Here is a 12,903-nt window from a genome sequence, read left to right on the forward strand (position 1 = left end):
CGGGAACGTCGGACGATGGCCGTCAATCCGCCGCGACCTCGCATGCCGCCGCTCAATGCCTTGCGGGCCTTCGAGGCGGCCGCCCGCCATGAAAGCTTCGCCAAGGCGGCCGATGAGCTGGGCGTCACCCCGGCGGCGGTATCGCATCAGGTCAAGGCGCTGGAGGCCTGGCTCGGCTCGCCGCTGTTCGTGCGCCATGCCCAGGGGCTGCATCTGACCGAGGCCGGGCGCGCGGCCCTGCCGGCCTTCTCGACGGCATTCGACGCCATGGGCCTCGCCGTCCAGGAATTGCGCATCTGGGCGCCAAGGCCGCAGGTGAGCATTGCCGCGCTGCCGTCGATCGCCCAGCTGTGGCTGGCGCCGCGTCTGCCGGCGCTCCGTGCCGCACATCCAGCGCTACGCCCATCCATCCATGCGCTGGAGGAGCCGCCGGATTTCAGGCGGGAACCTTTCGACCTCGCAATCTTCCTGACCAGGCACGCCCCAGGCGGCAGCCGCGCGTTCAAGCTCTGCGACGACGTGATCTTTCCGGTCTGCGCGCCGGCGCTCGCCAGGCAGCTGAAAACGCCGGCGGATCTGTCATCGCAGCTTCTGCTTTGGGACACCACCTGGACCGGCGACTGGAGCCTGTGGTTCGAGGCTGTAGGGCTGAAAGGCCCGTCGATCGAGTCCGGCTCCGAATTCTCGCTCTACAGCATGGCGCTGCAGGCGGCCGTCGACGGCGCCGGGGTTCTGATGGGGCATGAGGCGCTTGTGTCGCGCGCACTCGCCGCCGGTTCGCTCGTGGCGCCGTTCCCGCAGCGCGTCCCAACCGGCCTCAGCCTGTCGGTCCTGGCGCCGGACCGTCCACCCGCCCAGGCCGCGCAAATGATCGAGTGGCTGCTTGCACAGGGCGGAGCGAGCCAGGACTGACGCTTGGAACAACCGGCGGCAAAGCGATCGCTTCGCCGCCGGTTTCAAACCATCATGGCGTCACGTCGAGACGCCCTTTCATGTTGGGATGAAAGCGGCAGAAATAGTCGACCGCTTCGACTGTCTTCAGCGTCAGGCTCGCTGTTGCCTTCGGCGGGATCATCACCTCCCAGCCGCCCTTGACGGTGGCCGTATGGGCGAACGCGTCCTTGTTCACCCACTCGATCGTATCGCCGACCTTCGCCTCGACGGCGGCTGGCGAGAAGACAAGCTTGTCGATGGTGATCTGGATTGTTTCGGCCTGTGCCGGAACGATGCCGATAGCCAGAGCAAAGGCAATCCACAGATGCCGCTTCGACATGATCTTGTCCTTACTTCAACATGCCGGCGACGTGTTCGGCATGCTGCTGATGGCCCTGGAAAATCTTCAGGCCGGTTTCCAGCAGGCTCTTCAGCTCGGCATTCTGCGCCGACGGGATCAACAGGGTTTCAAGGGCACCGTTGACCTGCTTGTGGTAGGCGACCTCGTTGTCGACATAGGCCTTGTCGAAGGCAGCGCCGTCGAGCTTGGTGAGCTTGGCGCGCTCTTCCTCCGCAGCCTTGCTCAACGCCTGGCTGGTGGCGTTGTCCTCCGGTGTGACATTGAGCTTCTTGACCAGGTCGAGCGCCTGGACGTTCACCGCTTCATGATCGCGCACCATGTCGTTGGCGAAGTCGACAACCTCCTTGGTCTTTGATTTCTCGATCGCCAGCTTGGCGGCTTCCACATCGATGACGCCGGCCGTGTAGGCGATGTGGGCGATTTGCGGGTCGGTCGGCTTGTCCCCGGCCTGTGCGAGCGGGGCCGTGCCGAGCAGGAGCGAGGCGGCGAGGGCGGCAGTGTGACGAATAGACATGGCATCTCCTTCGCCCGGACGCAGGGATCGCGCCGGGTCGTGTTTTTCAGTTGACGGTCATTGGATGCGGGGCGGCGGCAAACGTTCCCGCGAAAATCAGCCCAAATCAGCCGACGATCAGCTTTCCAGGCCGAGCCGCTGCATCACCGCGCTGGTCAGCCTGTCGCAACGCCGGCCGGCGAAGGGGAATGCGTCGAGCAGCACCGGACCGATCTGGTCGTCCAGTGCCTTGCGCACCAAGGCGCGGGCGCGGTGCAGCCTTGTCTTGACGGTTTCGGGCCGCACGCCGAGAAGCTCGGCGGTCTCCTCGATGCTGAGTCCCTCGATCACCCGCGCCACGAACACCGACCGGTAGACATCGGGCAGGCTGTCGGTCGCTCGTTCGACAAGGTCGAGGATCTGCCGTTGCGCCATCGTCCGCTCCGGATCGTCGCTGGGATTGAGGGGAAACTGGATGATTTCGGCTTGCGCGTTTGCCGGCATCGCCACCGTTCGCCTTCTTTTGCGCAGACGGCCGAGCGCCTCGTTGATGACGATGCGCGACAGCCACGTGGCCAGCGAGGAGTCGCCGCGAAAGGCATCGAGATGGGCAAAGGCCCTGACATAGGCCTCCTGGACGATGTCCTCGGCCTCGGCGTCGTTGCGCACCACGCCGCGGGCGATGCGGTAGAGCCGTTGATTGTGGGTCTTCATGATGGTGCGGAAGGCATTGCCCTCACGAGCCAGTGCACGGCGTACCAGTTGCATCTCGCCGGAGGCAGCGGGCATGATCGTCAGGACAGCAGTCATGGCCAGTTTCCTCATCACGACCCAATCTCTTGAACGGAATTCCGATCGAAACATTGGATGGCGCTGCTGGGAAAAGGTTCCCGAACATTCTAACCGGGCCGCAACGATTGCGGTACTGGTGTCTGAGGTTTGCGTACGCTGCCGCAGCAGGCAGATCGGCCTGTACGATCCGCCCGGCTTTTAATATGCATTTTGAATGCGTTACGCCGGCTTTCCGATTCTGTCCGGCAGGCTCCGCCTGTTCATGCTGCCGCAGCCGCGGCGAGGCCGCGCGACAGATCGGCTTTCAGATCCTCGACATCCTCGAGCCCGATCTGCAGGCGAAGCAGCGGCCCGTCATAGGGACCCTTGGCGACGACGCGGTCGCCGAGCCAGACCGGCACGGCGAGGCTCTCATAGCCGCCCCAGGAATAGCCGAGGCCGAAGATTTTCAACGCGTCGAGGAAGGCGTGCTGCTGTTTCTGAGCGCCGCCTTTGAGCACGACGGAAAAAATGCCGCTCGAGCCACAGAAGTCGCGCTTCCACAGAGCGTGGTCCGGGTGGCTGGGCAGTGCCGGGTGCAGCACCCTGGCGACGCCGGTCTGCCCCTCCAGCCAAGCGGCGATTTCAAGCGCGCTTTTCTGGTGGTGCTCCAGCCGCACGCCCATGGTGCGGAGGCCCCGCAGCACCTGGTAGACATCGTCTGGCCCGGCGCAGCACCCCATTGTGCAAAAACTCTCATAGAGCTGTTTCCAGCAGGCCTCGTTGGCCGACACGGTGCCGAGCAGCACGTCGGAATGGCCGGCCGGATATTTCGTCGCCGCATGGATCGAAATGTCGACGCCATGGTCGAGCGGGCGGAAATAGAGCGGCGTCGCCCAGGTGTTGTCCATCATGACGATGGCGCCGGCCGCATGCGCCGCCTTGACGATGGCCGGGACGTCCTGCACCTCGAAAGTGTTTGAGGCCGGCGATTCCGTGAACACGACCCTGGTGTTGGGCTTGATCAGCTTGGCGATGCCGGCGCCGGCATATGGATCGTAATACTCGACCTCGACACCCAACCGCTTCAGCATCGTGTCGGCGAAATTGCGGGTCGGATGATAGACGGAATCGACGATCAAAACGTGATCGCCCACCGACAGGAAAGCCAGCAGCGGAATGGTCACCGCCGCCAGGCCCGACGGCACGATTATCGTGCCGGCCGAGCCTTCCAGCGCGTCGATCGCATGCGCCAGCGCGTCGGTGGTCGGCGTACCGCGCGTGCCGTAGGTGTATTTCTGGCTGCGCGCGGCCATCGTCGCGGCATTGGGGTAGAGAACGGTCGAGGCATGCACGACCGGCGGATTGACGAAGCCGAAATAGTCGTGCGGGTTGTTGCCGGAATGGGCAAGCCGCGTGTTGATGCCCATCTCGTTGCCGTCTTTTGCCATTGCTGTTCGCCTTGTGGTGAGGCGCTAGCCATAGTGCGGCGGCACTGGCCGTGCAACAGCCCGACGCCGGCCAGGCAACGGTCTTTGGATATGCCAATTCATGCCAGCAGAAGTCGGTAACGCTGATCCGCCCCGCGCTGGCGTGATCACCGGCAATGCCTGGCCAGGGCGCCCCGCCGGTCCCCCGCCGATCGGCCTTGTGGGTGGCTGCGAAAGATATATAATTGAATACTAATACTTATCGCCGGATTGCCTCGATCAGATGCTACCGGACGGTTTTTGCCGGTTGACGTCCAGATCCCTCCGATCCGGGTATCTCGCTCACAGAGCATGAGCGAGGCAAAGGGGAGGAATGCCATGACCGACGTCAAATGGATGATAAAGGCGCGCGAATTCACCAACTGCAACTGTGCCTATGGCTGTCCGTGCCAGTTCAATGCATTGCCGACCCACGGATTCTGCCAGGCGGTCGCCGGCATGGAGATCGAGCACGGCTATCATGGCGAGACCAAGCTTGACGGCTTGCGGTTTGCCGGGATCTTTCGCTGGCCGGGCCCGATCCATGAAGGCAAGGGCGAGGCCGCGGTGGTCATCGACGTACGGGCGACCGATGCGCAGCGCGCAGCGCTGCTGCGCATTCTCAGCGGCCAGGACACCGAACCCGGCGCGACCATATTCCAGGTTTTCTCGACCACGCTGGAAAAGGTCCACGATCCGATCTTCGCCGCCATCGACTTCAAGGTCGACATCGACGCGCGCAAGGCCACGCTGCATGTACCGGGCGTGACCGAGGGGCACGGCGAGCCGATCAAGAATCCGGTCACCGGCGCCGAACATCGGGTGCGCATCGATCTCCCGCATGGCTTCGAATACGCGCTCGCCGAGGCCGGGCGCGGCTGGACCAAGGCGTCCGGTCCGATCAAGTTCGAGCTGGCAGACTCCCACAGCCATTTCGCCATTATGCATCTCACGCAAAGCGGCGTCGTGCATTGACCTGATCCAATGAGTGACTCGGCCCTTGAGGCGGTGTTGCGGCGCGACCGCGCGGTCGTGACGGTTGCGCTTGTCATCATTGCCGTGCTCGCCTGGGCCTATGTGCTGTGGCTCGCCGCCGACATGACGGCGCCCGATGTCGCCGCGCCGGGCGCCGCAGCCGGTGACATGGCGGGCATGGACATGTCGGGTATGAATATGGGCGGCATGGATATGGGCGCCACGGCGACGCCCGGTTTCCGGGTCTGGGCACCGGCCGATTTCGCTTTCATCTTCGCCATGTGGGCGGTGATGATGGTCGGCATGATGACGCCATCGGTTGCGCCGATGCTGCTGCTCTATGCCGGCGTTGGCCGCCAGGCGCGCGCGAGCGGCCGGCCGATCGCATCGACGGCATGGTTTTTCACCGGCTATCTGCTGGTCTGGGTTGCCTTCAGCGTTGCGGCGACCAGCGCGCAATGGCTGCTGGCTGATCTCACCTTGCTGAGCCCGACGATGGCAACCAACAGCAGGATACTGGCCGGCCTCGTTCTGGTCGCCGTCGGCCTCTATCAATGGACGCCGTTGAAGGCGGTGTGCCTGCGGCAATGCCAGGCGCCGATCGCGTTCCTGGCCAGTCACGGCGGGTTCCGGTCCGATCCGCTTGGTGCCCTGCGGTTCGGGGCCGGGCATGGCGCCTATTGCCTTGGCTGCTGCTGGGCGCTGATGGCGCTGCTGTTCGTCGGCGGTGTCATGAACGTCCTGTGGATCGCCGGCATCGCCATCCTCATTCTTCTGGAGAAGACAGTTCCGGCCGGCCAACTGATTCCCCGCATCTCCGGGGTGCTGATGGCGGGTGCCGGTCTCTGGCTCCTTGCCGGAGCGGTTTGAGCGCGCCAGCGCAAGGGCAGACCATGCCAATTGATCGCGACAAAAGGCAGTCGTGCAGAGCAATGCCGGAGGACAAGTTCCACAGGCGCCGCGCGAATTTGCGCGGATAGGACTTTGCCAATTTTGTTTGCGCGGCTTGCAAATTTCCTGACGCTCTTGTCTGCAATTCAGGCATTTCCGGCAATTGGTTTTCAAACGCATTGGGTTTCGGTCATTTCCCTTGACCTCACAGGAATAATCGCCTTCGATGCAGTTCGTGAATGGGAGGCAGCGCGTCGATTACGATGCGGGTTTCGGGAATAGATCGGAAGGGGGCTACGTTCACGCACGGGAACAATGATCAGGGTTTGCCTGAAAAACAGAAGAAGGTCTGTGGGTTATGAAACATATTGCAATTGGCATTTTTGGAGCCGCCGCGCTCGGATTGATGGCTTCGGCCGCTTCGGCAGGCACGCTGGACACAGTCAAGGCGAAGGGCTTCATTCAATGCGGCGTCTCGACCGGTCTGGCCGGTTTCTCAGCGCCCGACGACAAGGGTGAATGGCAAGGCATCGATGCGGATTTCTGCCGCGCTGTGGCGGCCGCCGTCTTCGGCGACGGCACCAAGGTCAAGTTCACGCCGCTCAGCGCCAAGGAGCGGTTCACCGCACTGCAGTCTGGTGAAGTCGACATCCTGTCGCGCAACACCACCTGGACTATCAACCGCGACACCGCACTTGGCCTGAACTTCATAGGCGTCACCTACTATGACGGCCAGGGCTTCATGATCAACGCCAAGAAACTGCCGGGCGTGAATTCCGCGCTGCAGCTTTCGGGCGCCGCCGTCTGCGTGCAGAGCGGCACCACGACCGAGCTCAACCTCGCCGACTACTTCAAGGCGAACAAGATGGAGTACAATCCGGTCGTCTTCGAAAAGCTGGAAGAGGTCAACGCCGCCTATGATGCCGGCCGTTGCGACGTCTACACCACCGACCAGTCGGGCCTCTATGGCATCCGCCTGACGCTGGGTGCACCGGCCGACCATGTCGTGTTGCCCGAGATCATCTCCAAGGAGCCGCTTGGACCGGCCGTGCGCCAGGGCGACGACCAGTGGTACCACATCGTCAAGTGGACCTATTTCGCGCTGTTGCAGGCAGAGGAGCTTGGTATCACCAAGGCCAACGTCGACGAGATGAAGACCTCGGAAAGCCCCGAGATCAAGCGCGTGCTCGGCCAGGAAGCAGATACCAAGATCGGTACCGATCTCGGCGTCTCCAATGACTGGGTCGTCAACATCGTCAAGGCCGTCGGCAACTATGGCGAGATGTTCGAACGCAATGTCGGTTCGGGCAGCCCGCTGAAGATCGCGCGCGGCATCAATGCGCTGTGGACCAAGGGCGGCCTGCAATACGCTCCGCCGATCCGCTGATCGAAATGTGATCCGGAAGGCAGATTGTCTGCCTTCCGGTTTCTCTTTCCAGGGGACGGTCGAATGGCATCGCAGGAAGTTCTTCGCGAGGAGCCGAGTCGCGGTTCCTTAATCAACGATCCGAAAGTCCGCAGCATTTTCTATCAATGCTTGGTCGTTGCTTTGCTGGTGTCCGGTGTTTGGTGGATCGTCCACAACACCATTGTGAATCTGAGCAACCTGCACATTGCCTCCGGGTTCGCCTTTCTGAAGGGCCGCGCCGGCTTCGACATTTCCGATACGGCGATCGCCTATTCTTCGGACTCCACCTATTTCCGGGCCATCATCGTCGGCTTGATCAATACGTTGATCGTTGCATTTGTCGGTATCATCACCGCCACCTTGATCGGTTTCATAGTCGGCATCGGCCGGCTGTCGAAAAACTGGCTGATCCAGAAGATCTGCACGGTCTATGTCGAGATCTTCCGCAACATCCCACCTCTGCTGGTTATCTTCTTCTGGTATTCCGGCGTGATTGCCGTGCTACCCGCACCGAAGGAAAGCATTCATCTGCCGTTCGGCTCCCTCCTTAATCAGCGGGGCATCTACTTTCCGCGCCCCGTATGGGGCGATGGCTCGTGGCTGATCTTCGTCGCGTTTCTTGTCGGCATCGCCATGGCATGGTTCGTTGCTCGCAAGGCCCATCAGCGACAGATGGCGACAGGCCAGCCGTTCCCGGTCTTCTGGACGTCGGTGGCGTTGATCGTCGGGCTGCCGCTGCTTGGCTATGCACTGAGCGGCTTCCCGCTGAGCTTTGATTTTCCAAAACAATCGACCTTCAACCTGACCGGCGGCTTCGTGGTGAAACCGGAGTTCCTGTCGCTTTATCTGGCCCTGTCTTTTTATACGGCTGCGTTCATCGCCGAGATCGTGCGCGCCGGCATTATTGGTGTCGCCAAGGGCCAAAGCGAGGCCTCGGCTGCGCTCGGGCTACGTTCTGGCCAAGCGTTGCGGCTGGTGGTCGTGCCGCAGGCCATGCGCATCGTCATCCCGCCGCTGGCCAGCCAATACCTCAACCTGACCAAGAATTCCTCACTCGCCATCGCCATCGGCTATCCCGATCTGACGGCCACCGCTGGCACCGTGCTCAACCAGACCGGCCAGGCGGTAGAATGCGTGGTCATTATGATGGTGATCTATCTGGCCATAAGCCTTTTGACCTCGCTGTTGATGAACTGGTTCAACGCCAAAATGGCGCTGGTGGAGAGGTAGGGCCATGCAGGAACACGATACGTCCTGGGTGCGCACCGAGATGGTGCTGGCGCAGACAGCGCCATCAAGCGAACGCGGTCTCGGCGCATGGGTCCGCAAGAACCTAATCGCTTCGGTCGGCGACACCATCTTGACCCTTATAGGGATCGCGCTGGTGGCGATGATCCTGCCGCAGGTCATCAACTGGGCGTTCATCAGCGCTCAGTGGGCGGGACCGGACCGCAGCGTGTGCGCCACGGTAGCGCAGGGCGGCATTCAGCCCGACGGCTGGCATGGCGCCTGCTGGGCCTTCATCAATGCCAAATTCGGCCAGATCATGTTCGGCACCTATCCGATCGAGGAACGCTGGCGTCCGATCCTGGTCGGCATTTTGCTGGTGGTGCTTTTGGTGCCGCTGCTGATGCCGAGGCTGCCGCGCAAGGGCCTCAACGCACTTTTGCTGATCGTCGTCTTCCCCATCGTATCCTACTTCCTTTTGGTCGGCGGCTCCTTCGGTTTGGAACATGTCGAAACCCCGCGATGGGGCGGCTTGATGGTGACGCTGACGGTGGCCTTTGTCGCCATTATCGTTTCGCTGCCGCTCGGCATCGTGCTGGCGCTCGGCCGACGCTCCAAAATGCCGGTCGTCAAGATGCTGTGCGTGATCTTCATCGAAACCATACGCGGCATCCCGCTGATCACCGTCCTGTTCATGGCCAGCGTCATGCTGCCGCTGTTCCTGCCCCCCGGCGTCACTTTCGACAAGTTGCTGCGTGCGCTGATCGGCTATTCATTGTTTTCCGCCGCCTACATGGCCGAAGTGGTGCGCGGCGGCCTGCAGGCGATCCCGAAGGGGCAATATGAGGGCGCCGATTCGCTCGGCCTCGGCTATTGGCAAAAAATGTATCTCATCGTCATGCCGCAGGCGCTGAAACTGGTCATCCCCGGCATCGTCAATACCTTCATTGGCATGTTCAAGGACACCAGCCTGGTCACGATCATTTCGATGTTCGACCTGCTCGGCATCGTCAAGTTAGGCTTCTCCGACCCCAATTGGGCGACACCGCAAACCGCCAGATCCGGCCTGGTGTTCGCAGCCTTCGTCTTCTGGCTGTTCTGCTTCGGCATGTCGCGCTATTCAATGTACACGGAACGCCGGCTCGACACCGGCCACAAACGCTAAAAACAAAAAGGGGACCCTGCCATGGTCATAGAAAATGCGGTCAGCGCGGAAGAGATCAAGGTCAACGCCGCCAAGATGCATATCTCCACCACCGATGTCGCCATCGACATCATCGCCATGCACAAATGGTATGGCGAATTCCATGTGCTGAAGGACATCAACCTGAAGGTGATGCGCGGCGAGCGCATCGTCATTTGCGGTCCTTCGGGCTCCGGCAAATCGACGATGATCCGCTGCATCAACCGGCTGGAAGAGCACCAGAAGGGCAAGATCATCGTCGACGGCAAGGAACTGACCAACGATCTGAAGAAGATCGACGAGGTGCGCCGCGAAGTCGGCATGGTGTTCCAGCACTTCAACCTGTTCCCGCATCTGACCATCCTTGAGAACTGCACGCTGGCACCGATCTGGGTGCGCAAGACACCGAAGAAGCAGGCCGAGGAAATCGCCATGCACTTCCTCAAGCGCGTGAAAATCCCGGAGCAGGCCAACAAATATCCCGGCCAGCTCTCAGGCGGTCAGCAGCAGCGCGTCGCCATTGCCCGCTCGCTGTGCATGAACCCGCGCATCATGCTGTTCGACGAGCCGACCTCGGCGCTCGACCCGGAAATGATCAAGGAAGTGCTGGAGACGATGGTGGGCCTCGCCGAAGAGGGCATGACCATGCTGTGCGTCACCCACGAGATGGGCTTTGCCCGCAAGGTTGCCAACCGGGTGATCTTCATGGACCAGGGCCAGATCGTCGAACAGAACACGCCGGCCGAGTTCTTCGATCACCCGCGCCATGAGCGGACAAAACTGTTCCTGTCGCAGATCCTGCACTGACGATTTCAATGCGAAATGAAGAGCCCGGCCGGAAACCCGGCCGGGCTCTTTTTCGTATGGATCGGCTGAGGTAGGGTTCGTTGTGCAGCGCAGGGGCGCAAGGACGCCATCGATGAAGAAGCTCTGGCGCATCCTTGGCCTGTTCATCGTCGTGGCAGCGCTTGCCGTGGCGCTGGGTACACTGGTGCCGCGCCCGCTGTGGCGGACGGCCAATGCCAGCACCGCCGCGACGCGGCATATCCTCATGCTGAAAAACCCGATCCACACCGATATCGCCATTCCGGTCGATGACCGCGTGCGTCAGCGCTTCCATTTCCTTGTCGATGCCGGCATTCCCGCCGATAGTCCTGAAGTTCGCTACATCGTCTTCGGCTGGGGCGGCCGCRCTTTCTATCTGGAGACGCCTACCTGGTCCGAACTGAAAGCGGTGCCAGTGCTGAGGGCGCTGACCCTCGACGCGTCGGTGATGCATGTCGATGTCGCCGGTGACATCAGCGAACCGCGCCCAGATGTCACCGGCTTCGACATCGGCGAGGAGCGTTTTGCCGCACTGCTCGATTTCACCGAAGCGAGCTTCCAGCAAGGGCCGAACGGTCCGATCCTTGTCCCGGATGCGGCCTATTCCAGATATGACGGCTTTTATGAAGCCAAAGGCCATTTCAATGCGCTGGTCGGCTGCAACACCTGGACGGCGGCGGCCTTGCGCACAGCCGGCCTGCGCACCGGCTGGTGGAACCCATTGCCGGTCTCGCTCGGCCTGTCGATGCGGCTTTATGATTAGCTATCGACGTCCGACGGTTTCGGGCACCCGCCAGCCATAGAGCCAGTCCAGGTCTGAGGCGAGCTTTTCGGACGAGCGCGTCGCCAGGAACAGGTTGCGGGCCATCGCCACCGGCCCCGCAGCATGCCAGGCGAGCCGGTTGACGGCGCCACGGCGGGCAACTTTTGCTACACGCGGACGCCGTTCCTGTTCCCACGCGGCAAGCGCACCCTGGAGATCGGCAGGCAAGGCGGCGACGAAGCCGGCAAGCGTTGCGGCATCCTCGATCGCCATCGCCGCGCCCTGTGCGGCAAACGGCGTCATCGCATGCGCCGCATCGCCGATCAGCGCGATGCCATCCGAAGTCGTCCAGGGCTGGCGCTGGTCCACTGTATGGATCGGCCACGCCGTCCACGGCCCGGCTTCTTCGACCAGCCGGGCCAGTGCCGGCGCCGTGCCGCGCATGGCGCTGGTGAGGATCTTGACGTCGGCATTGCCGGACCAACCCTCGGCGATGATCTCACCCTTGGTGAACGCAGCAAGGTTGAAGGCGGTGCCTTTGCTGACGGGGTAGGCGACGAGGTGGAAGCCGGGATGCAGGAAGGAGGTGACGCAGTCGGTTGCAGCGATCGCCGCGAAGGCTTTTCCGGCGGCGCTGTCGGCGCTGACCGTGGCGCGCCAGGCGAGTTCGCCCGAAAACCGGTTTCTGGACGAAAACCCGGCAGCAGCACGGGTCGCCGACCAGACACCATCGGCGCCGATCAGCAGGAACCCCTCGGCCTCGACGCTCTTGTCGCCAATCTCAGTCGTTGCGATGAGGCCATGCGGCCCCTTGGCGACGCCGCTGACGCGCGCGCCGGTGACAAGCTTGATGCCAGGCAATTCCGCCACGCGCGCCATCAGCGCGTTTTGCAGATCGGCGCGGTGAGCGACGAGGTAGGGGGCCTGCCAGCGCTTTTCGGCCAAGTCGCCAAGCGGGACGCGCGCCAATTCGCGCAATGTTCCTGCATCCCTAAGCACGACCGCCTCCGGCCGCACCGCTGCCGGCGACAGCCGGTCGAGCACGCCGAGCTGGCGAAGGATGCGCGTTGCGTTGGGGGAAAGCTGGATGCCGGCGCCAGCCGCTTCGAGGCGCGGCGCTTGTTCGAACAGCTTTATCGGATAGCCGCGCTCGGCGAACGCTAGGGCAGCGGTCAGCCCCGCAACACCCGCCCCGGCGATAACGATCTGCCGGGACTGCATGTCGCTCATTGGGATCGTCGCGAAAGAATCAGGCGGCCTGGTCGATATACAGGCACCCGGCCGGCGCCGTTTCCGTTGCCTTCAGCTTTGACGAATAGCGATAGAGCGTCGAGCAATAGGGGCAGACTTTTTCATCGTCGTCGCCCATGTCGAGAAACACATGCGGATGGTCGAAAGGCGGATTGGCGCCGGTGCACATGAATTCCCTGACGCCGATGTCGATCGCCGCGTGGCCCGCATCGTTCTGGAAATGGGGAATGGAACCGCCTGCCATCGTCGTCTCCTTGCTCTCTCGTAGAATTGCATCTGGATCATAACCCGTCTCTTTGCAAGATCGATGAAATGAAACTGTCGCAAAAGCCTGTCACAGGATAAGTTAAGCC

At 62.2% G+C, this 12,903-nt stretch carries 14 protein-coding genes; 8 read left to right on the plus strand and 6 right to left on the minus strand.

Annotated elements, in window-relative coordinates; translation table 11 throughout:
- Positions 1 to 15 precede the first annotated feature (15 nt).
- Positions 16 to 912: a LysR substrate-binding domain-containing protein gene (locus AC1DVW_RS03865; RefSeq protein ID WP_477321275.1), complete on the plus strand. Its 897-nt coding sequence runs from the start codon at positions 16 to 18 to the stop codon at positions 910 to 912.
- Positions 913 to 964: 52 nt separating this feature from the next.
- Here AC1DVW_RS03865 and AC1DVW_RS03870 read toward each other — a convergent pair whose 3' ends face one another.
- The 4 genes from AC1DVW_RS03870 to AC1DVW_RS03885 all read right to left on the minus strand — a co-directional run bounded on the left by AC1DVW_RS03870 (position 965) and on the right by AC1DVW_RS03885 (position 4,009).
- Positions 965 to 1,273 carry a cupredoxin domain-containing protein gene (locus AC1DVW_RS03870; protein ID WP_477321277.1) on the minus strand — a complete coding sequence of 103 codons (309 nt, stop codon included), beginning with the start codon at positions 1,271 to 1,273 and terminating at the stop codon, positions 965 to 967.
- A 10-nt stretch (positions 1,274 to 1,283) separates the two neighbouring features.
- Positions 1,284 to 1,808 (minus strand): DUF4142 domain-containing protein, encoded by a 525-nt coding sequence (locus AC1DVW_RS03875; RefSeq protein ID WP_477321279.1) that lies wholly within the window; start codon positions 1,806 to 1,808, stop codon positions 1,284 to 1,286.
- A gap of 117 nt (positions 1,809 to 1,925) precedes the next feature.
- Positions 1,926 to 2,597 (minus strand): RNA polymerase sigma factor, encoded by a 672-nt coding sequence (locus tag AC1DVW_RS03880; RefSeq protein WP_477321281.1) that lies wholly within the window; start codon positions 2,595 to 2,597, stop codon positions 1,926 to 1,928.
- A gap of 242 nt (positions 2,598 to 2,839) precedes the next feature.
- Positions 2,840 to 4,009 (minus strand): cystathionine beta-lyase, encoded by a 1,170-nt coding sequence (locus tag AC1DVW_RS03885; RefSeq protein WP_477321283.1) that lies wholly within the window; start codon positions 4,007 to 4,009, stop codon positions 2,840 to 2,842.
- 357 nt (positions 4,010 to 4,366) lie between these two features.
- Between AC1DVW_RS03885 and AC1DVW_RS03890 the strand changes: the two genes are divergently transcribed.
- From AC1DVW_RS03890 to AC1DVW_RS03920, 7 genes are all read left to right on the plus strand, one after another.
- The gene (locus AC1DVW_RS03890) at positions 4,367 to 5,002 is read left to right on the plus strand and encodes a DUF1326 domain-containing protein (protein ID WP_477321285.1); all 636 of its coding nucleotides are present in this window, start codon (positions 4,367 to 4,369) and stop codon (positions 5,000 to 5,002) included.
- A gap of 9 nt (positions 5,003 to 5,011) precedes the next feature.
- Positions 5,012 to 5,872, plus strand: a complete 861-nt coding sequence (locus AC1DVW_RS03895; RefSeq protein ID WP_477321287.1) for a DUF2182 domain-containing protein — start codon at positions 5,012 to 5,014, stop codon at positions 5,870 to 5,872.
- Positions 5,873 to 6,251: 379 nt separating this feature from the next.
- Positions 6,252 to 7,280 carry an amino acid ABC transporter substrate-binding protein gene (locus AC1DVW_RS03900; RefSeq protein WP_477321289.1) on the plus strand — a complete coding sequence of 343 codons (1,029 nt, stop codon included), beginning with the start codon at positions 6,252 to 6,254 and terminating at the stop codon, positions 7,278 to 7,280.
- 63 nt (positions 7,281 to 7,343) lie between these two features.
- On the plus strand, positions 7,344 to 8,531 hold the full coding sequence (locus AC1DVW_RS03905; protein WP_477321291.1) for an amino acid ABC transporter permease: 1,188 nt from the start codon (positions 7,344 to 7,346) through the stop codon (positions 8,529 to 8,531).
- A 4-nt stretch (positions 8,532 to 8,535) separates the two neighbouring features.
- Entirely contained in the window at positions 8,536 to 9,693 is a 1,158-nt protein-coding gene (locus AC1DVW_RS03910) for an amino acid ABC transporter permease (protein WP_477321293.1), read from the plus strand.
- 75 nt (positions 9,694 to 9,768) lie between these two features.
- On the plus strand, positions 9,769 to 10,518 hold the full coding sequence (locus tag AC1DVW_RS03915; RefSeq protein ID WP_031240865.1) for an amino acid ABC transporter ATP-binding protein: 750 nt from the start codon (positions 9,769 to 9,771) through the stop codon (positions 10,516 to 10,518).
- Between the two features lie 112 nt (positions 10,519 to 10,630).
- Entirely contained in the window at positions 10,631 to 11,299 is a 669-nt protein-coding gene (locus tag AC1DVW_RS03920) for a TIGR02117 family protein (protein ID WP_477321295.1), read from the plus strand.
- Here the strand turns inward: AC1DVW_RS03920 and AC1DVW_RS03925 are convergent, their stop codons facing one another.
- Together AC1DVW_RS03925 and AC1DVW_RS03930 are read right to left on the minus strand one after the other, a co-directional pair.
- A complete protein-coding gene (locus AC1DVW_RS03925; protein ID WP_477321297.1) occupies positions 11,300 to 12,529 on the minus strand; it encodes an FAD-dependent monooxygenase in 1,230 nt (409 codons plus the stop codon). It abuts the gene before it with no gap.
- Positions 12,530 to 12,548: 19 nt separating this feature from the next.
- A complete protein-coding gene (locus AC1DVW_RS03930) occupies positions 12,549 to 12,794 on the minus strand; it encodes a zinc-finger domain-containing protein (RefSeq protein ID WP_477242549.1) in 246 nt (81 codons plus the stop codon).
- Positions 12,795 to 12,903: the final 109 nt, after the last annotated feature.

Source organism: Mesorhizobium sp. P3_B5 (assembly GCF_056402815.1).